Genomic DNA, 24,630 nt, shown 5'->3' with positions numbered 1-24,630 from the left:
CCGGGTCATGCGCGCGGTGCAAGGCATCAGCGCCCTGCCCCCGCCGGAAAGGGGGGGGACAGGGCAACCGGGCGTTCCGTGAGTGGTGGAGACCTAGAAGGTCAGGACGCCGCGGATCAGCAGGATGACAGACAGGATCAGCAGCATGATCTGGATGACCCGCATGTAGAGCTGTTGCGGCATCCGGTTGGTGAGGTAGCGGCCCACGAAGGTGCCGAGGATCCCGGCCACGCAGAGCCCGGCGATGAGCCACCAGTTGAGCCCGTCGAGCTGGCCGATCGCCCAGTAGGCGGGCAGTTTCACCAGGTTGCCGATGGCAAAGCTGATGGCGATGGTGCCCGCGAAGGTGAGCTTGGGCAGTTGCTGCGGCAGCAGGTAGGCCTGCGAGGGCGGCGCGCCGGAGTGGGTGATGAAGCTGGCGATGCCGGTCAGCGTGCCCCAGAAGACGCCGGGCAGGATCCGTGCCTCTGTCTTTTCGTGGGTGCCGCGTTTCAGCCAGGCGCGGGCGATGTACCAAAGCCCGATGCAGCCGGTGAAGATCAGCAGGATGGCTTCGGAGGTATAGGGCGTGATGAGGGTGGCGATGGCCACGCCCAGCAGGATGGACGGCACGAGGATCAGCACGTTCCGCTTCGAGAAATCCTTGCGGTAGAGCCAGACACCGATCCAGTCGGTCACGATATAGACCGGCAGCAGGATGGCGGCCGCGCGCACCGGGTTCATGAAGAGCGCCAGCATCGGCACGGCGATCGCCGCGGCAGAGGCCAGCCCGCCCTTGGAGGCGCCGACGATCAGCGCGGCAAGCAGGAGGAGGAGGTCTTCGGTCATGGAGCTTTCCGGGTTGGCCCGGGTCAGGGCAGAGGCGGGGCGCGGGCCGCCGCCGGCAGCGGCGACCCGGAGGGCATTTGCCCGGGGAAACTGGACATCCCGGGGGGACATCCGAGGGGCTGCTTCCGGAGTGCTTCCGGGAGCCTTGCCGTCAGGAGGGGCCGGCGGCCGGCCTCCCCCGACGGGTGCGGGCATCAGGCCCCGGCGGCGGTCAGCCGGTCAAGGTCTTCGTCCGACAGCGCCAGGGTGGCGGCGGTGGCAAAGCTTTCGACCTGTTCCACGGTGGTCGCGCTGGCGATCGGGGCCGTGACCCCTTCGCGGGCGATGAGCCAGGCCAGGGCGACCTCTGCCGGTTTCACCCCATGGGCGCCCGCCACGTCTTCCAGCACGTCGAGCAGGCGCATGCCGCGTTCGGTCAGGTACTTTTCGACCATGCCGGCGCGCTGGCGGCCCGCCAGGTCGGCCTCTGTCCGGTACTTGCCCGACAGGAAGCCCGCCGCGAGGCTGAAGTAGGTCACCACGCCGATGTTGCGCTGCAGGCAGAGGTCGCGCAGCGGCCCTTCGAAGGCGCCCCGGTCATAGAGGTTGTATTCCGGCTGCACCACGCCGTAGGCGGGCAGCCCCTTGGCATCGGAGGTGTCGAGCGCCGCCGACAGCAGCGCGGCGTCGTAGTTGGACGCCCCGATCGCGCGGATCTTGCCCGCCTTGAGCAGGGTGTCATAGGCACCAAGGGTTTCTTCGTGGGTGACGCTGTCGTCGGGCCAGTGGGAGAAGTAGAGGTCGATCACGTCGGTCTTCAGCCGCGCCAGCGACTTGTCCACCGCCTTCAGGATCCAGTCGCGGCCAAGGCCCTTTTCGCCTTCGCCGCCCATGTCGGAGCCGACCTTGGTGAAGAGCGTGATCTTGTCGCGCATCCCCGGACGGGCCGCGAACCAGCGGCCCAGGACGGTTTCGGATTCCCCGCCTTCATGGCCTTCGGCCCAGCGGGAATAGACATCGGCGGTGTCGATCGTGTCGAAGCCGTGATCGACGAAGGCATCGAGAACGCGGAAGCTTTGCGCCTCGTCCGTGGTCCAGCCAAGGACATTGCCGCCAAAGACGATGGGGGCCGTGGAGAGGCCCGTGGTGCCGAGTGCGGATTTCTTCATTGGGTTTCCTCCTTGTAACATTGGGGAAAAATGGGTTCGGGCTTTGAAAGCGGGATCGGCGGCTGCCGGTCAGACCAGCGCCCCGCCGCCTTCGACGAAGACGGTCGAACCGGTCATGTAGGGGTTGGCCATCAGCGCCAGCGCCTGGATGGCGATATGTTCGGGCTTGCCCACCATGCCCGTGGGCAGCTTCGCCGCGGCGCCGTCGAACATGGCCTTGCGCCCGTCCCCTTCGAGGGTGTCGTACATTTCGGTCTGCACGAGACCGGGGGAGATGCAGTTGACGCGCACCGGTGCGAATTCCAGCGCCAGCCCCCGGGTCAGCCCTTCGAGGGCGGCATTGATCGCGCCCTGGATCGCCGCGCCGGGCTTCGGCCGGACCGAGAGGAAGCCGGAGGTGAAGGTGAGCGAGCCGCCCGCGTTGATCCGGGCCGCCCGGGCCAGCCGGTAGGCGCCCCAGAACTTCGAATCGAAGGACCCGTAGGCCTGCGCCAGCGGCAGTTCCTTCACCGCGGCGACCTTGGTCGCGGCGGCCGAGCAGTAGACGTGATCGAAGCTGCGGTCGGCAAAGAGCTCTTCCAGGGCTGCGACATCGCCGGTGTCGGCCACGGTGCCCTTGACCTCCTGCTCCGGGGCGCCCTGCCCCAGCCTGTCGACCGCCGCCGCGACCTTGTCGGCGGAGCGCGACGCGATGGTGACCTTCGCCCCGGCCTGCAACGCGGCCTGCGCCACGCCGAAGCCAATGCCGGAAGAGCCGCCGATGACCAGTACGTCCTGTCCTGCGATGCTCATGTCTCAGTCCTCCTTCTTTGGATCGACGGGATCGGGCAGCCAGCGCGGGGCGCCCGGATTGCCATCGTAGTGCATGGGAGAGCGGAACTGTTCGAATTCGACCAGCAGCCCCCAGGGGGTCAGGCCGAAGCGGCCCCGGTTGCCCGGCCCCTCTTCCTGGCCGGAGAGGTCGTAGGGCCCGTCAAGCAGCTGCCCGCCTGCCGCTTCGAAGGCGGCGGAGGCGGCGTCGATGTCTTCGACCGTGACGGAGAAGTGGGTGATGCCCATCATCTCGATCCCGATGTCACCGTCGCCCTTGGGCCGGTCGATTTCAAACACTTCGAGGTTGGCGCCATTGCCGAAGCGCAGCATGGAGACGGCGGTGATGGCGCGGCCGCGCGGCAGGCCGTTCTTGTCCTCCAGCTCCTGCCCCGGCAGGGGGTCGCGGGACTTGTCGGTCAGGGAAAACAGCACCTGGGCGCCGAAGGCCTCCCGGAAGAAGGCGACGGCGGCGGCGTGGTCGGGCACGGTGATGCCGATATGTTCGATGCCGCGGAAGTTGGCCGTGGCGGTCAGGCTCTGGGGTGTGGTCTGGTCTTTCATGGGATCACCTTGCGGTCTCGGAATTCGTCAAAGAGGGCCAGGAACATCTCTTCGCTGTCGACGGTCCGGGAGAAGCCCGCCTGGCGGATGCGCGTGGTGGAGGAGAGCACGTCCCAGTCGCAGTTGAAGATGAAGTCGCCGAAGCCCCAGGCGGCGACCTTTTCGAAGGGCACGTCCAGGAGGCCGTGCTTCGCCTTGATGCGCTCCCAGAGGGGGCCCTTGTCGGCCATCATTTCGGTCAGGGAGATCGGCATGGGTTCGCCCGGGTCCATGTCGAAATGGGCGGCGATGCGTTTCCACAGGTGCGACCAGCGGAAGCAGTCGCCGTTGGTGAGGTTGTAGGCGGTGTCGCCCGGCGCTTCGGTGGCAGCCCAGGCAGCGCCGCGCGCCAGCTGTGCCGCGTCGGTGACCTGCGCCAGCTTGCCGTAGCAGGCGACAGAGCCCGGGAAGCGCAGCGGCAGGCCCAGTTCCTTGCAGATCGCGGCATAGACGGCGATGACCATCGAGAGGTTCATCGGATTGCCGATGGCAAAGCCGCAGACCACGTCGGGGCGCAGCACCTGGGCATCCCAGGACTTGCCCTGCCGCTGCGCCGTCAGCCAGTCTTCCTGGTCGTAGTAGAACATCGGCGGCATGACCCGCGGGTCGTCTTCATGCGCGGGCGTCGGGAAGGCGCCGAGGTGGGCGCCGTAGTATTTCGCCCCCTCGAAGAGCACCACGCGGGCAAGATCGGGAGAGGCCGCTTCGGCCGCCGTCACGCAGTGACGCAGCATGTCGAGGTTCGCCTGGACCTGCCTCTGCGGATCCTCGTGTTCCTGGTAGGCGGCGTAGAGCACATGGGTGAAGGGCCCGGCTTCGGCCAGGGAGGCCGTGGTCGCCGCCTCGTCCAGCAGATCGACGGAGAGGTAGCGCGCGGCGGTATCGAAATCGGGCGAGCGGCGCGACAGCGCCGTGACCTGCCAGCCGAGGTCGTCGGCCAGGTGGGTCACCAGGTTGCGCCCGATCACGCCGAGGCCGCCCGCAACGAGGGCATGTGGAGTGGACATGGTCGTTCCTTGTATTCTGGCCAGCTTCCGGGAGCGCTCCCACCCGTTGAGGCGAGGAGGCCGCGCAGGAGGCTGGCGGTTCTCCTGCCATCAGGTAGTTTTCGGCGGCGGAAGGGAATAGACAGGCGCAGCACAGGACCTTTCGAGGAAATCGAACAATGGACACGTTGAAGATGATGCGCCTGCTGGTGGCCGTGGCCGAGAAGGGCAGCCTGTCGGCGGTGGCGCGCAGCTGGGGGGTGGCGCCATCCACGGTGACACTGGGCCTGCAGCGGCTGGAGGAGCAGGTGGGCACGCAGCTGGTCCTGCGCAGCACGCGCAAGTTGTCGCTGACGCCCGAGGGGGAGCGGTTCCTGGATCGCAGCCGGCGGATCCTGGCAGATCTCGAAGAGGTGATGGCGGGCAGCGATGCCGAAGGCCCGCTGAGCGGCGAATTGCGGGTGACGGCCACCAACGACCTGGGCCGCCAGCGCATCGCGCCGCTGCTGGATGCCTTCATGCGCGCCCACCCGGGCCTGACGGTGCAGCTGTTCCTGAGCGACCGTCTGGTCGATCTGGTGGAGGGCGGTTTCGACCTGGGTCTGCGGACGGGCCCGCTGCGCAATTCGGAACTGACGGCGCGGCTGTTGCTGCGCGGGCGCAAGCAGGTCTGCGCCGCCCCCGCCTACTGGGATCGCGCGGGCCGCCCGGCCCATCCGCAGGAACTGTCGCAGCACAATTGCCTGGTGCTGAGCCCGCCGGGGGAAACCCAGGCGACCTGGACCTTCCGCGAGGGTGACCGGCGGTTCCGGGTGCGGGTCAGCGGCGACCGGCAGGTGAACGATGGCCAGACCCTGCGCGACTGGGCCGTGGCCGGGGCGGGCGTGGTGCTGAAATCCGGCTTCGACGTGGAGGAGGACATCCGCGCGGGCCGGCTGGAACCGGTGCTGGATCCCTTCACGGACGAGGCCACGAACCTTTACGCCGTATCCCCCCGCATGCATGGATCCCGGCGGTTGAAGACGCTGGTGGATTACCTGGGAAAGGCCCTTTCGGAAGGGGCCTAGGCGGAAAGGGCCGGAAAGGGCCGGTCGGGGTGCCCCTCAGGACGGCAGCGGGATCATCGACGGCGTGACGTCGAGGTAGAAGCGCGCGGGCCGCAGGCCGGCAAGTTCGGGCACCTCTTCCCCGTCGAGGATTTCGCGCGCGGCCAGTTCCGCCCAGATCGGGCCCCAGCCGATGCCGCCGTGGGAGACGGCGCAATAGTAGCCTTCCAGCCAGGGCAGCGCGCCGACGACGGGCCCGCCGAAGGGAATGGCGCGGATGCCGATGCGTTGCCGCGCGGGCGAAAGCCCGGCCAGCGCGGGCACGGCGCGGGCGACATCGGCCAGCATGGCCCCGGCATCGGCCCCGTTGTTGCCATGCACCGAGGTCAGCCCTTCGCCGCGCCAGTGGATCGCCGTGCCGTCCGCCCGGTCGGGCCGGATCAGCCAGCCCGCCCCGTTCACCACGTGGCGCGGCAGGTCGGGCTGCCCTGCCCCGGCATAGATCATCATCCCCGGCACCAGCTCCATCGGGATCGAAAGGTCGGCCATGGCCGCGATATGGGTGGCCGAGGCCCCGCCCGCGTTGATCACGAGGTCGGTGCCGATCCGGCTGCCATCGGCCAGGATCACGCCGGTCACCCGGCTGCCGGTGCGGGTGATCCCCGTCACATCCTGCCCCAGGCGCAGGGTGCCCCCCGACAGGCGGAAGACCCGGATCAGCTGTTCGATCATCGCCGGGGCATCGACCCAGCCGGAGCGCAGTTCGAAGGCCGCGCGTTCGCCTTCGGCCAGGCGCAGCTGCGGCGCGACGGCGGCCAGCTGCGCCCCGTCGAGCACGTCGATCTGCGCGCCCGCCTCGGCGGAGCGGGCGACGGCGGCGTCGAAATCGGGCACGGCACTTTCGACCGTCAGCGTGCCGCACCAGTCGAGCCAGTCGCCGCCCAGTTCCTCTGCCAGGCGGTCGAAGCGGGCGTTGACCGACAGGCGCAGGACCCGGCGACCCGGGTCTTCGGCCCAGGAGAGCTGCGGGAAGGAGGACAGCCAGGAGAAGGAGGCGCCGCTGGTGCCGGAGCCCGGCGCGCGCCCGTCGATGAGCACCACGTCGGCGCCGCGCACGGCCAGACGATGGGCGATATTGGCACCGATGGCGCCCGCGCCGAGGACCGCGATCTTCATGTGCGGGCCCGGGGCGCGTGGGCCTGCGGGCGGGAGCGGAAGACCTCGGGCGAGAGATCGGCGACGCTGGCGCAGCCGAGGTGGCCGAGCGTGGTCCAGAATTCGTCGCGCAGCAGGTCTAGGACGCGTTTCACCCCGGCCTGCCCGTCTGCGGCCAGGCCCAGGGCACAGGTCCGGCCCAGCAGCACCGCATCCGCGCCGAGCGCCAGCGCGGTGGCGATGTCGGAGCCGCGCCGGATGCCGCTGTCGAAGACCACGGGGACATCCGGGCCTGCCTCCTGCCGGACCTCTTCCAGGGTGGAGATCGAGGCCGGTTCCCTGTCGATGGTGCGACCGCCGTAGTTGGAGACGTAGAGCCCCTGCGCCCCGGCCTTCAGCGCGGCAGTGGCATCGCGCCGGCTGCTGACGCCCTTGACGATGCAGGGCAGCGGAGATTGCGCGATGACGCGGGCGGCCTGTTCCCATGTCCAGCGGGGCCGGGTGAAATCCAGCAGCTCCTGAAGCATGGCCTGATCAGACTTGCCGGGGCCGAAGTTGGCGGGTTTGCCCGCGCCGGGCATGGAGAAGCGGTCCTCCATCATCCGTTCGCGCCACTGGCGGATCGGGGAATAGGTGACGCAGATGTATTCGTAGCCTGCGTCCTTTGCCCGGTGCATCATGTCGAGGACCTGGGTTTCCTCGCCCACGAAGGTCAGCTGGAAGACCAGCGCGGCGGGCGAAGCCGCGCGGACGTCTTCCAGCGAATGACCGGCGGCAACGGGGACGAACTGCTTGATCCCGGCCTCATGGGCGGCGCGGCCCACGGCGCACATGCCGTCGGGGTGGAACAGGGTTTCGCCGCCGCCGAAGGGCGCGGTGAAGGCCGGGAAGGACAGGTCGTGGCCCAGGACCCGGGTCGAGGTGTCGGGGTTGGCGATGCCGGCGAAGAGCGGCGCCTCGAAGAGGTAATCGTCGAAGGCGGCGACATTGGCGCGCGCCGTCACCTCGTCCCCGGTGCCGCAGTGCATGTAGTTCCAGACCATGTCGGAGAGGTTCTTGCGCGCCGCGGCGCGGATCCCCTGCATGGAGGCAAACTTCTGCGCGGTCGCGTAGCGGTCGTCGCGGCGGACTTCCTGTTCTTCGTCGAGCATCTTTGGATCCTTTCAGCTGACCCGGGCGCGCAGGGCGGCGCGGCGGGCAAGCCGCTGGCGGATGGCGTCCGTGTTGGTGGTGGGTGTCGCGGCCAGGAGCTGCCGCGTGTAGGGATGGGTGGGGTTGCCGAAGACCTCGTCCCGGGTGCCGCGTTCCACGACCTCGCCCGCCTGCATCACCATCACCCGGTCGGAAATCCGGCGCACGACCGAAAGGTCGTGGGAGATGAAGATGTAGGACAGGTCGAATTCGCGCTGCAGGTCGGCCAGCAGGTTCAGCACCCGCGCCTGCACGGACAGGTCGAGCGCCGAGACGGGCTCATCCAGGATCAGGATGCGCGGGTTGACCATCAGCGCCCGGGCAATCGCGATCCGCTGCCGCTGCCCGCCGGAGAACATGTGCGGGTAGCGCCCGGCGTGGGACCGTTGCAGGCCCACCCGTTCCAGCATGTCGCCGGTGCGCCGGCGGCGGTCCTCGGCGGGGAGGTCGGTGTTCAGGATCAGCTCCTCCGCCAGGGCATCGCCGACCTTCTGGCGGGGGTTGAGCGAACCGTAGGGGTTCTGGAAGACGATGCGCACCTTGCGCCGCACCTCGGCCGCGGGGCGGTGGCGGGCGATGTCGACGGACTGGCCGTCGATCAGCAACTCGCCCGCCGTGGCCGGGTCGATCAGGGTCAGGATCCGGGCCAGCGTGGACTTGCCGCAGCCAGATTCCCCCACCACCGACAGGGTCGTGCCCTGTTCCAGCGCAAGGTCGACCCCCTTGAGCGCGCGCACCGGCGCGGGCTTCTTCAGGAAACCGCCCCGCCCCGGGTAGTCACGGATGAGGCCCTTTGCCTCCAGCACGTAGCGTGTCATCGGAAGTCCACCCCCGAAAGCGGGCCGCCCTCTGCCCGTTCCGGCAGGGCCGAAAGCAGCGCGCGGGTATAGCTGTCCTGCGGCGCCTCGAAGAGGGAGAGCACATCCGCCTCTTCCCGCTTGACGCCCTGGTACTGGACGATGACGCGATCGGCGGTTTCGGCCACCACGCCCATGTCGTGGGTGATCATGATCAGGCCCATGCCCGATGCCTCCTGCAGGTCCATCAGCAGGTCGAGGATCTGCTTCTGGATCGTGACGTCGAGCGCCGTCGTGGGTTCGTCGGCGATCAGCAGCTTCGGCGCGCAGGCGATGGCCATGGCGATCATCACCCGCTGGCACTGGCCGCCCGACATCTGGTGCGGAAAGGCCGAGAGCTTGCCTACCGGGTCGGGCAGTCCCACCGCCTCCAGCAGGGTCAGGGTGCGGGCGCGCCGGGCGGCGCGGTTCATGCCCTGGTGCTTCTTCAGGACCTCGCCGATCTGCAGGCCCACCGTGAAGGCGGGATTGAGCGAGGCGATGGGTTCCTGGAAGATCATCGCGATATCGCGCCCGATGATGCGGCGGCGGTCCCGGGGGGAGAGCGCCAGCAGGTCGGTGCCGTCGAAGCGGATCACGTCGGCGGTGACGGTGGCGGTGTCGGGCAGAAGGCCCATGACCGCCAGCATCGCGACCGATTTGCCGGAGCCGCTCTCGCCGACGATGGCCAGCACTTCGCCCGCATCCACGTGCAGGTCGATGCCGGAGACGGCCTTCAGCGGGCCGGTTGCGGTGTCGAAGGTGACGGTCAGGTTGCGGATTTCGAGGAGTGTCGTCATCGCGTCAGCCCCTTTTCAGGCGCGGGTCGAGCGCATCGCGCAGGCCGTCGCCGCACAGGTTGATGGCCAGCACGGTGACCAGGATGGCGAGGCCGGGGAAGGTCACAACCCAGGGCGCGCGCAGGATGAATTCCCGCGCATCGGCCAGCATGGTGCCCCATTCCGGCGTGGGCGGCTGTGCGCCCAGGCCCAGAAAGCCAAGCGCGGCGGCATCCAGGATCGCGGTGGAAAAGGACAGCGTACCCTGCACGATCAGCGGCGCCAGGCAGTTGGGCAGGATCGTCCGCACCATCAGCCGCAGGTTCGACGCCCCTGCGATGCGGGCGGCCACGACGTATTCGCGGCCCTTCTCGTTCATCACGCTGGCGCGGGCGAGGCGGGCGAAATGCGGTTGCAGCACCAGCGCGATCGCGATCATCGCATTGGTCAGCCCCGGGCCCAGGATCGCCACCAGCACCAGCGCCAGCAGCAGCGAGGGGAAGGCCAGGATCACGTCCATCACCCGCATGATCACCGTGTCGACCCAGCCGCCGAAGTAGCCGGAGATCACGCCGATGGTGATCCCGCCGGTCAGCGCGATGGTGACGACCATCAGCCCGATCAGCAGCGAGTAGCGGGAGCCGTAGATCAGCCGGGAGAGGATGTCGCGGCCCAGGGCATCGGTGCCCAGCAGGTGGGCGGCGTGGCCCTGCCCCGTCCAGGCGGGCGGGATCAGCAGGGCATCGCGGTACTGGTGCGTGGGATCATGGGGCGCCAGCAGCGGCGCCAGCAGCGCCACGAAGACCAGCAGCACGATGACCGCCAGCCCGATGACCGCCCCGCGGTTGCGCCGGAAGTCGGCCCAGAAGGCCGCGAGCGCCGCGCGGGTGGTGCCCGTTTCGGGGGCAAGGGTTGGCTCGGAAGTTTGGGGGGTCGCGGGATCAGCCATGTCGGATCCTCGGGTTGATGACGGCATAGAGCAGGTCCACGATCAGGTTCACGATCATCACCACCGCGGCGATGACCAGCAGCCCGCCCTGCACCACCGGGTAGTCACGCTTGGAAATGGAATCGACGATCCACTTGCCGATGCCCGGCCAGGAGAAGATCGTCTCGGTCAGGATGGCCCCGGCCATGAGCGAGCCGACCTGCAGCCCGATCACCGTGACCACCGGGATCAGCGCGTTGCGCAGCGCATGCCGCCCGACGACCAGCGCGGGCCCCAGCCCCTTGGCCTTGGCGGTGCGCACGAAGTCTTCCGACAGCACCTCCAGCATGGCGGAGCGCGACTGCCGTGCAATGACCGCCGCCGGGATGGTGGCCAGCACGATGGAGGGCAGGATCAGGTGCGACACGGCCGACAGGAACGCGCCCTTCTGGCCCGACAGGACGCTGTCGATCAGCATGAAGCCCGTCACCTGCGGGAAGTAGTACATGAGGGAGATCCGCCCGGAGACCGGCGTCCAGCCCAGGATGCCGGAGAAGAGGATGATCATAAGCAGCCCCCACCAGAAGATCGGCATCGAATAGCCCACCAGCGCCGCCGACATGGAGATCTGTTCGAACCAGCTGCCGCGTTTCACCGCGGCGATGACGCCCAGCGGCAGGCCGATGCAGATGGCGAGGATCATGGCGCAGAGGCCCAGTTCGACCGTGGCGGGGAAGAAGGTCAGGAAATCCTCGACCACGGGGCGGTGGGTCACGATGGAGGTGCCCAGGTCGCCATGGAACAGGTCGCCCAGGTAGCTGAGGTATTGTTGCCAGAGCGGGCGGTCGAAACCGTATTGCGCCATCAGCTGGGCATGGCGTTCCGGTGTCAGGCCGCGTTCCCCGGCCATGAGCATGATCGGATCGCCGGGCAGGACACGGACGAAACCGAAAGCCACGATGGTGATCCCGAAGAAGGTCGGGATCAGGATCGCGAGCTTTCCGACGAGGTAACGGAGCAAGGAGGCGTCCTTTCGGGGAAGGTCGGTCTTGGGAAGGGACAAATCCGGGCCGCTCCCGAAGGGGGGAAAGCGGCCCGGAAGTCAGCGCGGCCGAAAGAGGGGAGATAGACCGCGCGGGAGTTGATGGGCCAGATCAGGTCTGGGCCAGATCAGGCCAGAGCCAGATCAGGGTGGGGTCAGGCCTGCGCGGCAGTCACCACGATTTCCACCAGCCGCTTCGGATCGCCCAGGTCGCAGCCGCCGATGGCCGCGCGCGACGGCATGTCGGCGGCGTCGATCCAGGCCATCCAGGCTTCGTTCATCTGGGCCTTTGCGGACATGTCCGACAGGTAGACACGGGCCTGCAGGATCTTCGACTTGTCCGAACCGAGGTCGGCCAGCAGGGTGTCGAGCTTGGCGCAGATCTCTTCCGTCTGGCCCTTCATGTCGAGGTCGAGGTTGGTGGCTGCATGGCCCGAGCAGTAGATGACACCGTTGTGGACGGTGGCGCCATGCAGATGCGGGCGGGCGTTGTGGCGTTGGATCATTGGGTCTGTCCGTTCGTCTTTGTTATTCGGGCTTGTTCTTCGGGCTTGGTATTCAAGCTTGTTATTCGGGTCGTTCGCGTGAGTGGTCCCCGCCTAGGCGGCGGGGATGGAAGCGGTGGGGAAATAGGGGTCCAGCGCCACTTCGGGCGCCTCCCCCGTGGCAATGCGCGCCAGCTGTCGGCCCGCAAACGGACCGATGGTGAGGCCGGCCGCACCCAGGCCATTGCCCAGGATCAGCCCCTCGATGCCCGGAACGGGACCGAGGATCGGGCGCAGGCCCGGCGGGGCGGGGCGGAAGCCGATGCGCGTCTCGATCAGGGTCGAATCCGCCAGGCCGGGCGCATAGCGCAGCGCGGCGGTCAGCACCTCGTGCTGGCCCTCGCAGGTGACGCGGTAGTCGAAGCCCTTGCCATCCTCGCGGGTGGCGCCCACCACGACGCGGCTGTCGTCGAAGGCCAGCAGGTAATGGCTGGCCATGGGCAGCAGCACCGACCAGCGCGAGGTATCCGCGCCCTTCATGCCGAAGTGCAGGATCTGGCCGCGCTGCGGTTTCACCGGATGCGACAGGCCGAGCGGCGCGAGGATCTGGCTGGCCCAGGCCCCGGCGGTGACGATGATCTGATCCGAGGGGATCTCCTCCCCCCGCCCGTCGAGAACCCGGGCCTTCGTGCCCTCCAGCTCCAGCGTGGCAAGGTCGCTCAGGAAGGTCGCACCAAGCGCCACGGCGGCGCGCAGCATGGCCGGAGCCAGCTGCCGGGCGTTCACGCGGGCCCCGCCGGGGACCCAGAAGGCCTTGAACGCCGGGTTGATCGGCGGGAACTTCTGCTGCGCCTCGGCCGGGGTGATTTCCTCGAACCCGCCGCTTTCGGGGGCATCGGCGGTGCGCGTCGCCAGGCGATCCCCTGCGGCGGCATAGTCGGCCGGATCTTCGGCGGTCACCAGCGCGCCGACCTTGCGGTAGCCCACGTCGGTTTCACCGCGCGCGGCAAGATCCGTGATCAGCTGATCGTAGTAGGCGGCGCCGGAGGCATACATGCGATACCATTCCGGTTCATCCACCTTGGTCGCCCAGGGGCAGACGATGCCCGCGCCCGCAAGCGTCGCCTTGCCCTGGTGTTCCTGGTCGATGACGGTCACCTCGTGGCCCGAAAGGGCCAGGTGGTAGGCCGTGCTGGCGCCGAGGATCCCGGCGCCAATCACTGTCACTTTCATTCGACGGTCACCCCCGACAGCCGTGCGGAGCCGAAGACCGCGGGCTTGTAGCCCTTCACCGAGGTATTCACCGCGGTGATGGTATCCGCCCCGCCCAGCACGATGACCGGCACTTCGTCATGCACGATCTGCTGCGCTTCGTGGTAGAGCGCGATGCGCTCGTCCTGGTCGGTGATGGAGCCCGCTTCGGTCATCACCTCGTTGAACTTCGGATCGCACCAGGCGCCGATGTTCGACGGCGCGGTCGTGCCGTCGGCGGAGCAGGTCAGGTAGTTGTTCGGGATCTGGCTGGGATCGGGGAAGTCGTAGATGCCGCCGAACATGCCGACCTGCGCCTCGCCCGCGCGGGCCCGCTGGATGTATTCGGCCCATTCGTAGGTCACGATGTTGACCTTCACGCCCACCTCGGCCCAGTCGGCCTGGATGATTTCCGCCGCGCGGCGCCCGTTGGGCATGTAGGGGCGGGACACGGGGATCGCCCAGACTTCGGTCTCGAAGCCATCGGGGTAGCCTGCCTCTGCCAGGAGCTTCTTGGCATCCTCGGGGTCATAGGCCCAGGGGCCGATGTCGGAGGCGGAGCCCCAGAGCGCGGGCGGCACCACGGCGCCGGTCAGGTGACCCATGCCGGAATAGACCACGTCGACGAAGTTCTTCATGTCGATGGCTTCGGCCAGGGCCTTGCGCACGCGGACGTCCTGGAACTTCTCGTCCTTGAAGTTGAAGTGCAGCATGCCGGTCGACGGCACGGGCGTCTGCACCGCATCGACGGTGTCGGAGGCCTCGATCGTTTCCTTGTCGGCGAGGTTGGGGTAGAGCCCGATCAGGCATTCGCCCGCCAGCGCGCGTTGCAGTCGCACCGTGGCGTCGCCGGAAATCGCCATGACCACCGCATCGACCATGGGCGTGCGCAGGTCGTCCCCGATGGCCGCGCCCCAGGTGTCCGCGAAGGGCAGCAGGCGGACCATCGCGTCGGTCTGATAGGCCTGCAGCTGGAACGGGCCGGTGCCGATCGGCGCCAGGTCCAGCTGTTCGGGCGTGCCCGCTTCCATCATCGCATCGGCATATTCGGCCGAGGTGATGCCGAGCGAGCCATGCGCCATGGTGCCGATGAAGGCCGCCAGCGGGGACTTCAGGGTGAAGGCGACGGTGTAGTCATCGACCTTTTCGACCGAGGCCAGGTTGTCGGCCAGCTTGGCGTTGAAGGTCGGGTAGTTGCCGCCCGACACCTCGTAATAGGGATTGTCGGTGTCCATCATCCGGTGGAAGGTGAACATCACGTCATCGGCGTTGAACGGACGGGTCGGCGTGAAGGCGTCGTTGGACTGCCAGGTCACGTCGTGGCGCAGGTGGAACGTGTAGGTCAGCCCGTCTTCGGAGACGTCCCAGCTTTCGGCCAGGGCGGGCTCGATTTCCGACCCGCCGCGTTCGACGGAGACGAGGCCATCGTAGATCTGGCCCAGCACGTAGGCGGTGGTGCCATTGCTGGTCAGTTCGGGGTTGAACACCTCGGGCGCGCCTTCAAGGCAGACGGTCAGCACCTGGGCCTGGGCCATCGGGGCCGCAAGCGCCAGCGCCGCCGCGCCGCACAGATATGCCAATTTATTCATTTCAGTACCTTCCTGTTTCGCATCTGGGGCATCGTTGTCGTGGTCCCGCGGGTTTTTCCGGATGACGCCATGCGAGCCGCCAGTTAACATGATTGTCAAATCGCTATTTGTACCGACTTCATAACCAGACCTCATGTTACGCCAGATCCGGAGAGCCCGTCCGTGAACATCCGACAACTCGAAGCCTTCCACGCCGTCATGGAGACGGGATCGGTCACCCTGGCCGGAGAACGCCTTGGCATTTCCCAGCCCGCTGTCAGCAAGTTGTTGAAAGCCTTCACGGAAAGCTGTGGCTTCCGGCTGTTCACCCGCAGTGGCGGGCGGATGCTTCCGACCTCGGATGCGCAGCTTCTGGCCTCGGAAGTGTCGCGTCTCTTCTCCGGCACGGACCGCATCCAGAAGCTGGCCCGCGCGGTGCGGGACCGCGAGTGGGGCGAGGTCACGATCGCGGCGCCGCCTGCCCTTTCTGCCCGTTTTCTGGCCCATGCCCTGGGCCCGCTGATGGCGCAGCAGACGAAAATGCACATTTCCATCGCAAGCCATTCCAGCCCGAGAGTCGCCGAGCTGGTGGAGGGGCAGCAGATCGACATAGGCCTGTCGGTGCAGCCCTTCGACCACCCCAACGTGAAGTCGGAACTGGCCATGCGGTTCGCGATGATCTGCGCCATGCCCGCCGGGCACCGGCTGGCGGACAAGCGGCTGATCCGGGTGGAGGATCTGAAGGACGAACCCTTTGTCGGGCTGGCGCGGGACGATTGTTCGATCATGACCATCGACCGGGCGTTCCAGCTGCGCGGCGTACAGAAGCGCGCGGTGGTGGAGGTGCCGATGTCGGAAACCGCCTGCGATTTCGTGGCCGGGGGCGCCGGGGTGTCCATCGTGCCGCCCTTCGTCGGGCTGGGCTATGCAGAGGACAAGCTGATCCGCCGCCCCGTCGTGCCGCTGACCACGATGAACGTGTGGATCATGCTGCCGGCCTCCCGCCCGCCGTCGATGGCCACCGAACGGGTGGTGGAGGTCCTGCGCGAGCAGCTGCACCGCTACGACGTGGACCGGGCGGAACTGCAGATGCAGGAGGACGAGCCCCTGGGCGCCTGACCCCCGCCTGCCCCCTCGCCTGCCCCCCTCGCCCGCTGCGGCATCGCTGCCGCAGATCCAGCCCCGTCCGGCACCGCATGGTGCGGGGGTCTTGAACGGGGGGCTTGAAAACGCCCCCGAGTCCCGTGATATGACGGCCTTGCGACCGGGCCCCTCTGGCAAGCATCTGCGGCATGCTTGTGATGTCGGCGCTGAAACTTCGTCTGCCGCAGAGACAGGTCCATCCAGTGAAGACGAGATGTCCGTGCCTGAGGAACGCCGCGCCAGCGGCCCTCGTGGGCTTGTCCACCGAAAGGAAGAGACATGCCCGTCGCTGACCCGGCCCGGAAGGGCCTGACCCATTACTTCAAGGGCGCTTTCATCGTCACGGCCCTGGGCCTGATGCTGGGCGCGCTGGTGGGATACCTTTATACCGGGACGATCCCCGGCGCCCTGCCCTTCCTGTTCATCTGCACCGTGCTGGCGGTGCTGGAAATCTCGCTGTCCTTCGACAACGCCATCGTCAACGCCAACAAGCTGAAGACGATGAGCCCGGTCTGGCAGCACCGCTTCCTGACCTGGGGGATCGTCATCGCCGTCTTCGGCATGCGCATCCTGTTCCCGCTGCTGATCGTTTCGCTGGCCGCCAATGTCGGCCCCTGGCAGGCGGTGAAGCTGGCGGCGACCGATCCGCACCGCTACGGCGAGATCATGCATCACGCCCATCTGGGCATCTCTGCCTTCGGCGGCACCTTCCTGATGATGGTCGCCCTGCGCTACTTCTTCGACGAGGAGAAGGAGATCCACTGGTGCCCCTGGATCGAGGAACGCATGGCGCGGTCGGCCACGGTGCGCGGGATCGAGGTGGCCATCGGCCTGGCGATCCTGCTGGCGGTGGCCAAGGCCCTGCCGCAGCCGGCGGAGACGAAATTCCTGACCTCGGCCATCTACGGCCTGCTGACCTTCCTTCTGGTCGAGACGCTGAGCGGGTTCATCGACGCGCGGGAGAATGACGCGCGCAAGAACGCCGTGGGCATGGTGGCACGCGGCGGGCTGGGTGCCTTCCTCTACCTGGAGGTGCTGGACGCATCTTTCTCCTTCGACGGGGTGATCGGGGCCTTCGCGCTGAGCACCAACATGTTCATCATCGCCATCGGCCTGGGCATCGGCGCGATGTACGTGCGCTCCATGACGATCATGCTGGTCGAGAAGGGCACCCTGGCCGAGTACCGCTACCTGGAACACGGCGCCTTCTATGCCATCCTGGCCCTGTCGGTGGTCATGTTCACCCAGTCCTTCGCCGAGATCCCGGAGGTCGTGACCGGGCTGGTGGGCGCGGGCCTGATCGGCCTCGCGCTGTGGTCCTCGGTGCGGTGGAACCACCGCAACTGCGCGGCGGACTGACCTTCGCCTGACCTTCAGAGCATGAAGAGGCCGAGGCCGGACATGACCGCGCGGCGGGTGTCTTCGGTCCGTTCCTGCGCGCGGGCGGTGCCTTCGCGCAGGATATGCAGCACATAGGCGCGGTCCTGTTCCAGCGCCTGCCGGCGGGCGCGGATCGGTGCGATCATCTCCTGCAGGATCTCCTCCAGCCGCTGCTTGATCACGCCGTCGCCCAGGCCCCCTTCGCGGTAGCGCTGTTTCAGCGCCGCGACCCCCGCGCGGTCGGGGTCAAAGGCGTCGAGATAGGTGAAGACCACGTTGCCTTCGACCCGCCCCGGATCGGAGACGCGCAGGTGGCCCGGGTCGGTGAACATGGCGCGGACGGCGGTGCGGATCTGGTCAGGCGAGGCCGAGAGCGGGATCGCATTGCCGCCGGATTTCGACATCTTGGCCTTGCCGTCGATGCCCGGCAGCCGGCCCGAGCCTTCGGGGATGACCGCGCGCGCCTCCGGCAGGAGGTCGCGGCCGGCGGTGGCGTTGATGCGCCGGGTGATCTCGTTGCACTGTTCGATCAGCGGCGCCTGGTCTTCGCCCACCGGGACGACGGTGGCGCGGAAGGCGGTGATGTCGGCGGCCTGGGCGGCGGGGTAGCAGAGGAAGCCCGCGGGGATGTCGCGGCCGAAGCCGCGGGCGCGGATCTCCTCCTTGATGGTGGGGTTGCGTTCCAGCCGGGCGACGCTGACGAAGTTGAGGTAGAGCATCGACAGTTCGGCCAGCGCGGGCAGGTGCGACTGCAGGCAGATCGTGGTGCGGGCCGGGTCGATGCCGACGGCGAGGTAATCCAGCACCACTTCGGTCACCGCGCGGCGGACCTTGGCCGGGTCATGGGCATTGTCGGTGAGCGCCTGCATGTCGGCCACCAGCAGGAACTGCCGGTGATCGTCCTGGAACCGCAGGCGGTTGCGCAGCGATCCGGCGTAATGGCCGATATGGAGCGCGCCCGTGGCCCGGTCGCCGGTCAGGATGACGGGTTTGGTGGCACGGGGCGTATCGGGTTTGGTGCCGGGTTGAGGGGCAGCGAAGGTCTGGGTCATTGCGGGGGTTCCCTGGGAGGGAGGCGCCGCGCGGAAAGGCCAAGGGTCCGGAAACACGAAAGGCCGCCCGGGCGGCGGCCTCTGATGGATGTCAGAATTGCATGAAACTGCGGGCCGCCTTGTCAGGAGGCCAGCCACCAGCGTCGTGCGATGAGGGTTGGTGCGTGTTTCATGCCCTTGGCCTAAGCGCGGCGCGCGCGCGGGTCAAGCGCGTGATTGCCCCCGAACCGACGACACACAACAAGCCGCACAGGGCAGCGGCACACACAATGCCGATCCGGGGGCAGCCGAACGCGCGGTGGTGGAGGCACCACAACGCCCGGCATCGGGGCCTCAGAGGTGGGCGACCTCGGGGGCGGAGACGAAACGCCATTTCCGCAGGGGCCCTGCCATGACGTTGAGGTAGTACATCTGGAACCCGTGCGGCGCGCCGCAGGGATGGTGGCCGCGCGGCACGCAGACCACGTCACCATCATGCACCGCCATCGTCTCATTCAGCTGCAGGTCGTCGGTATAGACGCGCTGGATGCCGAAGCCGTCGCCCGGGTCGATGCGGTGGTAATAGGTCTCCTCCAGGTAGGTCACCCGGGGGAAATCATCCTCGTCGTGGCGGTGCGAAGGATAGGAGGACCAGTTCCCCGCCGGGGTGAAGACCTCTGTCACCAGCAGGCTGTCGCAGTAATCCTCGTTCTCCATCGCGATGTTGTTGATGAAGCGGGAATTGCAGCCCTCGCCCCGCTGGGTCAGCGTGATGCCGTCGGGGCCGATGCGGCGCGCGTCATGGCCGCCGTGACCGGGGGCGGAGCAGACGGCGATGGTGCAGTCGGTGGTGGCCGTCGCCTGCCATTCCGCCCCATTGGGCACGTAGAGGCAATGCGGCGGGCTCTTTTCGAAGACATGCATGCGATCGCCCAGCTCCCCCCAGTCCTGGCCTGCGGCGGTGAAGCTGGCCTTGCCCTCGACCATGACGAGGATGACCTCTCGCCCGCCGGTCGCCTCTGCCGCGGTTTCGCCGGGGCGCAGGCGGTAGAGGGAGAAGCCGACGTAACGCCAGCCGGCGCTTTCGGGGGTGATCCGGTGCACCTCGCCATGGGTGCCGAAGGGGCGGTGCAGAAGATGGCTCATGTTCGGTCCTTTCGGTCAGTTCAGCAGACGCGCCTGGGCGATCTGGCCGAGGTATTCGGCGAAGCGGTCGCGCTGCTTCTGCCGGTCGGAAACCTCCGGCACGGCGACATCCCAGAAGAAGCCGTGTTCGCCCGCCGTGGTTTCCAGCCCGGTGCCGGGGAAGTCCTTTGCCACGGTTTCGATGACGATCACGGTGGGGATGTTGCGGGTGCGGGCGGCCTTCACCTCTGCCTCCAGCTGGTCGGTGCTGGCGGCCTTCACCGCATGGGCGCCCATGGAGGCGGCGTGCATCACGTAGTCGATTTCCGGCTGCGCCTCGACGTTGCAGTCGACGTACATGTTGTTGAAGGGCTCGCCACCGCAGCCCATGGTCTGCAGGCGGTTGATGCAGCCATACCCCCGGTTGTCGGTGAGCACGACGGTGAAGGGGATGCGGCGCATGACGGCAGTGGCGAGTTCGGAATTGGCCAGCATGTAGGAGCCGTCGCCGACGAAGCAGATCACGTCACGGTCGGGCGCGCCGAGCTTCAGCCCCATGGCGCCGGCCACTTCGTAGCCCATGCAGGAATAGCCGTATTCCATGTGGTAGCCCGCCTGGCTGGGCTTCCACAGCAGTTTCAGCGCGCCGGGCATGGTGCCTGCGGCGCACATGGCCACGGCGTCTTCGCCGGTGGCGCGCTGCACCGCGCCGATGACTTGCCCGTCGGTGGGTTTGGCCGCCTGATCGTCGGGGCGGGCGCAATAGGCATCGACCGCGCGCAGCCAGTCTTCGCGGGCACCGGCATCGGGGGCCTCTGCCCGGTAGTCGCCCAGCGCTTCGGTCAGGGCTTCGAGCGTGACCTTCGCGTCGCCCACCAGGCTTTCGGCGCCATGCTTGGCCGCGTCATAGCCGTGGATGTTGATCGAGACGAGTTTCGCGCCCGGCCCGAAGAGGGTGCGGGAGCCGGTGGTGAAATCCTGGAAGCGGGTGCCGACGCCGATCACCAGATCGGCCGCGACCGAGGCCGCGTTGGCCGCCGCCGAACCGTCCACGCCCGAGGCGCCGAAGTTCATCGGATGCGATTGCGGCAGGCCGGATTTGCCCGCCTGGGTTTCGGCCACGGGGATGCGGTGTTTCGCGGCGAAGGCGCCCAGCGTCTCTTCCGCCTGGGCATAGATCGTGCCGCCGCCGGAGATGATCACCGGGCGTTTGGCGGCGCGGATCAGGTCGGCCACGCGGGACAGTTCATCGAGGTCGGGGCGCGGGCGGCGGATGTGCCAGACGCGCGGTTCGAAGAATTCGACCGGGTAGTCGTAGGCTTCGGTCTGCACGTCCTGGCAGAAGGCCAGCGTGGCGGGGCCGCAGTTGGCCGGGTCGGTCATGACCCGCAGCGCACGCGGCAGGGCCGAGAGCAGGTGTTCGGGCCGGGTGATCCGGTCGAAGTAGCGCGACACCGGGCGGAAGCAGTCGTTGGCCGAGACGGTGCCGTCGTCGAAATCCTCGACCTGCTGCAGCACCGGATCGGGGCGGCGGGTGGCGAAGACATCGCCCGCGATGATCAGCAGCGGCAGGCGGTTCACATGGGCCAGCGCGGCGGCGGTCACCACGTTGGTGGAGCCCGGCCCGATGGAGGAGGTCACCGCCATGGCGCGGGTGCGTTTCTGCGCCTTGGCATAGGCGATGGCGGCATGGGCCATGGTCTGTTCGTTCTGGCCCCGCCAGGTCGGGAAGACATCGCGGTAGGCATGCAGCGCCTCGCCGATGCCCGCGACATTGCCGTGGCCGAAGATCGCCCACATGCCATCAATGTAGCGTTCATACTTCTGTTCGCCTACCGCTTCGCTGCTTGAGGCGGCGGGCGTCATCTGCACGGAGAGCCACTTCACCATGGCCTGCGCGGCGGTCAGCCTGATCGTGCTCATCTCTTGTTCCTCCGGAAGGGGCGCGGCCCCGGGTCTTTCAGTCTTTCAGTCGTTGCGGGGAGGGCGCGCCCTCCCCTTCTGCTCAGGCGGCGTTCAGGCGCGCGTTGTCGCGGGCGGCATCCCAGATACCGCAGAGCCGGGCGTAGCGGTCGGCCATCTGGGTGATGGCATCGGCATCGCTCATCTGGCCCTTCATCCAGGCCCGGGCGGCGTCACCGAAGATCGTGCGGCCGACGGCGAAACCCTTCACCAGCGGCTGTTTCGCGGCGAGCGCGAAGCTGGCGGCCAGCTCTGCCTCGGGCGCGTCGAGGCCCAGCACGACGATGCCACGGGTGTTCGGGTCGTTGCGTTCGATGGCATTGACGGCGGCGGTCCATGCTTCTTCGGTCCGGAAGGGTTCCAGCTTCCACCAGTCGGGATAGACCCCGGCATCGTAGAACTGCTGGATCAGGGTTGCCGTGCTCTGATCATCCACCGGCGCGACCTTGGAGGGGATCACTTCGAGCAGGAATTCCAGCCCGTTACGGCGCGCGGCGGTGTAGAGGCGTTTCACCCGGCGTTCCTGCAGGGCGCGGGTTTCGGCGTCGTCGTCGGGGTGGCAGAAGACCAGCAGCTTCACCACGTTTTCGCGCGCCCATTCGCGGAACTGGCCCAGGTCGGCGCCCAGTTCCGGCTCGAACTCGATCGGGCGGGAGCCGGGCAGTTCCGTGGGCCGCCCGATCCACAGGCCGGAGCCGGAGGCGCGGTGCAGCGCGGTGCGCCCGATGCGGTTGTCGCAGAGGATGCCGTAGCCCCCCTGCCCGTCCTGCACCTTCAGCGCGGCGTCGAGGCACAGCTCCTTGAAGGCGCCGCCCTTCTCGGGCGAGTAGCCCTCCATCTCCTCCAGCTGGAGGCGGTGGTCGAAGGCGAAGGTCTTCACGCTGGACCAGTCGCCGTGGCGGTTGGTCGCCCAGTGGACCTGTTCCAGCACGGTATCGTTGCGCAGGTCGGGGCGGATGATGCCGCGTTCGAAGAAGAACTGAAGCTCCTCCCAGGAGGGATAGGCCGGGGTGCAGCCGTGGCGCGACACGGCGAAGGCACCGCAGGCATTGGCGTATTTCAGCGCCACCGGCCAGCGTTCACCGTCGAGCCAGCCCTTCAGCAGCCCGGACATGAAGCCGTCGCCCGCGCCCAGCACGTTGAAGACCTCGATCGGGAAGCCGGGGCCGGTCTGGCCGTCGTCCAGGCTGTCGGGAATGGCGCCTTCGAAGGCCACGGCGCCCATCGGCCCGCGCTTGCAGACCAGCGTGGCCTTGGACAGGGCGCGGACGGCGCGCAGCGCCTCGATCGTGTCGGTGGAGCCGCCGGCGATGTGGAACTCCTCCTCCGTCCCGACGATCAGGTCGAAGTGATGCAGGGTTTCCTGCAGCGAGGCGGTCACGCGCGCGCTTTCGACGAAGCGGCTTTCGCCGTCGCCATGGCCCGCCACGCCCCAGAGGTTGGGGCGGTAGTCGATATCCAGCGCGGTCTTGCCGCCGTGCTTCTTCGCCAGTTCCAGCGCCTTCAGCACCGCCGCGCGGGGCGTGTCATGGGCCAGGTGCGTGCCGGTGGCGACAACCGCCCGGGCGGAGGCCACGAAGGCTTCGTCCACGTCGGCTTCGCACAGCGCCATGTCGGCGCAGTTTTCACGGTAGAAGATCAGCGGGAATTGTTCCTGGTCGCGGATCCCGAGGATCACCAGCGCGGTCAGCCTTTCGGGATCGGTCTTCACGCCGGAGGTGTCGACGCCGTGGCGATCCAGCTCCTCCCGGATGAAGCGGCCCATATGCTCATCCCCCACGCGGGTGATCAGGGCGGAGCGCAGGCCCAGCCGGGCGGTGCCGCAGGCCATGTTGGTGGGCGATCCGCCGATGTACTTGTCGAAGGACCCCATGTCCTCCAGCCGGCCACCGATCTGCGCGCCGTAAAGATCCACGCCTGCGCGGCCGATGGTGATGACGTCGAGTGTCTTGGTCATTGTCTCCCCCTCTCCCGGCTGTCCGGGTCATGGTGCGCCTAGGAGGCGGCGTTGATGGTTTCGAAGGTCAGGCTGCGGTGGAACTGTTCATGGAAGGCGATGAAGTCCTTCGTGTGCTGCTGTTCCATGTGGAAGGCATGGGCGGCCTCGTCCCGCCAGCTCTCGACGAAGACGAGCTTGTCGGGATCGTCGGTGCAGGTGAAGAAATCGTAGGAAAGGCAGCCGGGTTCGGCGCGGGTGGCCGCCTGCGCCTGGGGTGCGCGGGCCAGGATCCTTTCGCGGGTGCCGGGCTGGCAGAGGATGGTGATGATGAACTTGTACATGGTCAGCAGGCCCCTGCGATTTCATCGAGAGAAACGGTGCGCTTCTTCACCGCGCTGAGGCGCGCGGCGTCGAGCACGGCGAGGGTGGCGATGCCTTCCTCGGCCGTGACCGGGGCGGGCGTGCCGGTGCGCACGGCCTCGGCGAAGGCTTCGTAGAAGGCGTGGTAGGCGCCCTGTTCGGAGGGCACGGGCACGGTGCCGAAGGCGGTGTGCAGCTCTCCCCAGTTTTCCTCCGGCTCGTAGCCCCATGTCTCGGGGCTGTCGGCCGGGCGCAGGCCGGAGAAGACCGCCTGGGCCTGCACGTCGATCGACTGCGACAGGTAGGAGCCGGTGGACCCGTAGAGGCGCAGTTCGCGGCAGGTCATGTGGTTGAGCTTGCTGGCGGAGATATGGGAATGCGCGCCGCTTGCGTGGCGCAGGGTCAGGGTGAAGCCCGCGTCGGTGGGCCCTTCGGGCAGTTCGACGCAATCGAGCTGGGCATCGACGGTCTTCACCGGGCCGAGGAGCCAGAGCGCCTGGTCGACGACATGGCTTCCGAGGTCGCGCAGCAGCCCGCCGGTGGGGCCTGCCTCCAGCGTGGCGGGGTCGTCGAAATCCATCCGGGAGTGCAGCCGCCAGGGGCGGCCAACGGCGAGGTCATCGAGCACCTTCTTCAGCGTGCGGATATCCGAATCCCAGCGGCGGTTGTGGTAGACGGCCAGGGTCACGCCCGCCGCCTCTGCCGCCTCCCCCAGCTCCCGCGCGGCAAGGGCCGAGGGGCCGAAGGGCTTGTCGGCCACGACATGGACACCGGCGGCGATGGCCTCCAGCACCAGCTCCCGGCGGGTCTGCGGCGGGGTGGTGATGGTGACGGCATCGACGGTGCCCGAGGCCAGCATCTCGGTCAGGCTGGCGAAGACGGGGGTGCCCGGCAGGTCTTCGCGGACCGCCGCCACCGTTTCCGGCGCGCGGGCCACGACGCCTGCAAGGCTGACGCCCCGCGCCGCCTGGATGAAGGGCACGTGGAAGTGCCGCCCGCCCGTTCCGTATCCGACCACCCCGATCCGCATCACG

General features: G+C 68.0%; 23 protein-coding genes. 3 read left to right on the top strand and 20 right to left on the bottom strand.

Features of this window, described 5'->3' with window-relative positions; all coding sequences use genetic code 11:
* Positions 1-93: 93 nt before the first annotated feature.
* The 5 genes from AC2IR1_RS05600 to AC2IR1_RS05580 form a co-directional block, all read right to left on the bottom strand.
* The gene (locus AC2IR1_RS05600) at positions 94-828 is read right to left on the bottom strand and encodes a sulfite exporter TauE/SafE family protein (protein WP_486475296.1); all 735 of its coding nucleotides are present in this window, start codon (positions 826-828) and stop codon (positions 94-96) included.
* 194 nt (positions 829-1,022) lie between these two features.
* Complete coding sequence (locus AC2IR1_RS05595) at positions 1,023-1,976, bottom strand: aldo/keto reductase (RefSeq protein ID WP_486475295.1); 954 nt, start codon at positions 1,974-1,976, stop codon at positions 1,023-1,025.
* A gap of 69 nt (positions 1,977-2,045) precedes the next feature.
* The gene (locus AC2IR1_RS05590) at positions 2,046-2,768 is read right to left on the bottom strand and encodes an SDR family oxidoreductase (protein WP_486475294.1); all 723 of its coding nucleotides are present in this window, start codon (positions 2,766-2,768) and stop codon (positions 2,046-2,048) included.
* Between the two features lie 3 nt (positions 2,769-2,771).
* A complete protein-coding gene (locus tag AC2IR1_RS05585; protein ID WP_486475293.1) occupies positions 2,772-3,350 on the bottom strand; it encodes a VOC family protein in 579 nt (192 codons plus the stop codon).
* Entirely contained in the window at positions 3,347-4,396 is a 1,050-nt protein-coding gene (locus AC2IR1_RS05580; protein ID WP_486475292.1) for an SDR family oxidoreductase, read from the bottom strand. The genes AC2IR1_RS05585 and AC2IR1_RS05580 overlap by 4 nt, the downstream gene beginning before the upstream one ends.
* 158 nt (positions 4,397-4,554) lie before the next feature.
* On the opposite strand from AC2IR1_RS05580, the gene AC2IR1_RS05575 reads away from it, so the two are divergent.
* Positions 4,555-5,442, top strand: coding sequence for a LysR family transcriptional regulator (locus tag AC2IR1_RS05575; protein WP_486475291.1), 888 nt, complete (start codon positions 4,555-4,557; stop codon positions 5,440-5,442).
* A gap of 36 nt (positions 5,443-5,478) precedes the next feature.
* On the opposite strand, the gene AC2IR1_RS05570 is transcribed toward AC2IR1_RS05575, so the two are convergent.
* The 9 genes from AC2IR1_RS05570 to AC2IR1_RS05530 form a co-directional block, all read right to left on the bottom strand.
* On the bottom strand, positions 5,479-6,597 hold the full coding sequence (locus AC2IR1_RS05570) for an NAD(P)/FAD-dependent oxidoreductase (protein WP_486475290.1): 1,119 nt from the start codon (positions 6,595-6,597) through the stop codon (positions 5,479-5,481).
* Positions 6,594-7,727, bottom strand: coding sequence for an alpha-hydroxy acid oxidase (locus AC2IR1_RS05565; RefSeq protein ID WP_486475289.1), 1,134 nt, complete (start codon positions 7,725-7,727; stop codon positions 6,594-6,596). The genes AC2IR1_RS05570 and AC2IR1_RS05565 overlap by 4 nt, the downstream gene beginning before the upstream one ends.
* A gap of 12 nt (positions 7,728-7,739) precedes the next feature.
* Entirely contained in the window at positions 7,740-8,585 is an 846-nt protein-coding gene (locus AC2IR1_RS05560) for an ATP-binding cassette domain-containing protein (protein WP_486475288.1), read from the bottom strand.
* The gene (locus tag AC2IR1_RS05555) at positions 8,582-9,403 is read right to left on the bottom strand and encodes an ATP-binding cassette domain-containing protein (protein ID WP_486475287.1); all 822 of its coding nucleotides are present in this window, start codon (positions 9,401-9,403) and stop codon (positions 8,582-8,584) included. Before AC2IR1_RS05555 ends, AC2IR1_RS05560 begins: the two co-directional genes overlap by 4 nt.
* A 4-nt stretch (positions 9,404-9,407) precedes the next feature.
* Entirely contained in the window at positions 9,408-10,331 is a 924-nt protein-coding gene (locus AC2IR1_RS05550; RefSeq protein ID WP_486475286.1) for an ABC transporter permease subunit, read from the bottom strand.
* Positions 10,324-11,331 (bottom strand): ABC transporter permease subunit, encoded by a 1,008-nt coding sequence (locus AC2IR1_RS05545; RefSeq protein ID WP_486475285.1) that lies wholly within the window; start codon positions 11,329-11,331, stop codon positions 10,324-10,326. The genes AC2IR1_RS05550 and AC2IR1_RS05545 overlap by 8 nt, the downstream gene beginning before the upstream one ends.
* A gap of 176 nt (positions 11,332-11,507) precedes the next feature.
* A complete protein-coding gene (locus tag AC2IR1_RS05540) occupies positions 11,508-11,858 on the bottom strand; it encodes a RidA family protein (RefSeq protein ID WP_486475284.1) in 351 nt (116 codons plus the stop codon).
* Positions 11,859-11,951: 93 nt separating this feature from the next.
* Complete coding sequence (locus tag AC2IR1_RS05535) at positions 11,952-13,070, bottom strand: NAD(P)/FAD-dependent oxidoreductase (RefSeq protein ID WP_486475283.1); 1,119 nt, start codon at positions 13,068-13,070, stop codon at positions 11,952-11,954.
* A complete protein-coding gene (locus tag AC2IR1_RS05530; protein WP_486475282.1) occupies positions 13,067-14,677 on the bottom strand; it encodes an ABC transporter substrate-binding protein in 1,611 nt (536 codons plus the stop codon). The genes AC2IR1_RS05535 and AC2IR1_RS05530 overlap by 4 nt, the downstream gene beginning before the upstream one ends.
* A 162-nt stretch (positions 14,678-14,839) precedes the next feature.
* Here AC2IR1_RS05530 and AC2IR1_RS05525 point away from each other — a divergent pair, with 162 nt between their 5' ends.
* Complete coding sequence (locus tag AC2IR1_RS05525; RefSeq protein ID WP_486475281.1) at positions 14,840-15,775, top strand: LysR substrate-binding domain-containing protein; 936 nt, start codon at positions 14,840-14,842, stop codon at positions 15,773-15,775.
* A 303-nt stretch (positions 15,776-16,078) separates the two neighbouring features.
* A complete protein-coding gene (locus AC2IR1_RS05520) occupies positions 16,079-17,158 on the top strand; it encodes a DUF475 domain-containing protein (protein ID WP_486475280.1) in 1,080 nt (359 codons plus the stop codon).
* Positions 17,159-17,172: 14 nt separating this feature from the next.
* Here AC2IR1_RS05520 and trpS read toward each other — a convergent pair whose 3' ends face one another.
* From trpS to AC2IR1_RS05490, 6 genes are all read right to left on the bottom strand, one after another.
* Complete coding sequence (gene trpS / locus AC2IR1_RS05515; protein WP_486475279.1) at positions 17,173-18,231, bottom strand: tryptophan--tRNA ligase; 1,059 nt, start codon at positions 18,229-18,231, stop codon at positions 17,173-17,175.
* 333 nt (positions 18,232-18,564) lie between these two features.
* On the bottom strand, positions 18,565-19,356 hold the full coding sequence (gene iolB, locus AC2IR1_RS05510) for a 5-deoxy-glucuronate isomerase (RefSeq protein ID WP_486475278.1): 792 nt from the start codon (positions 19,354-19,356) through the stop codon (positions 18,565-18,567).
* 15 nt (positions 19,357-19,371) lie between these two features.
* Positions 19,372-21,258 carry a 3D-(3,5/4)-trihydroxycyclohexane-1,2-dione acylhydrolase (decyclizing) gene (gene iolD, locus AC2IR1_RS05505; protein WP_486475277.1) on the bottom strand — a complete coding sequence of 629 codons (1,887 nt, stop codon included), beginning with the start codon at positions 21,256-21,258 and terminating at the stop codon, positions 19,372-19,374.
* Positions 21,259-21,340: 82 nt separating this feature from the next.
* Positions 21,341-23,254 carry a bifunctional 5-dehydro-2-deoxygluconokinase/5-dehydro-2-deoxyphosphogluconate aldolase gene (locus AC2IR1_RS05500; protein WP_486475276.1) on the bottom strand — a complete coding sequence of 638 codons (1,914 nt, stop codon included), beginning with the start codon at positions 23,252-23,254 and terminating at the stop codon, positions 21,341-21,343.
* 38 nt (positions 23,255-23,292) lie between these two features.
* Positions 23,293-23,577 carry a putative quinol monooxygenase gene (locus tag AC2IR1_RS05495; protein WP_486475275.1) on the bottom strand — a complete coding sequence of 95 codons (285 nt, stop codon included), beginning with the start codon at positions 23,575-23,577 and terminating at the stop codon, positions 23,293-23,295.
* Positions 23,578-23,579: 2 nt separating this feature from the next.
* A complete protein-coding gene (locus AC2IR1_RS05490) occupies positions 23,580-24,626 on the bottom strand; it encodes a Gfo/Idh/MocA family protein (protein ID WP_486475274.1) in 1,047 nt (348 codons plus the stop codon).
* Positions 24,627-24,630: the final 4 nt, after the last annotated feature.

The organism is Pseudooceanicola sp. NS-SX8 (genome assembly GCF_057380755.1).
This window is presented reverse-complemented; position numbering and strand designations above follow the sequence as displayed.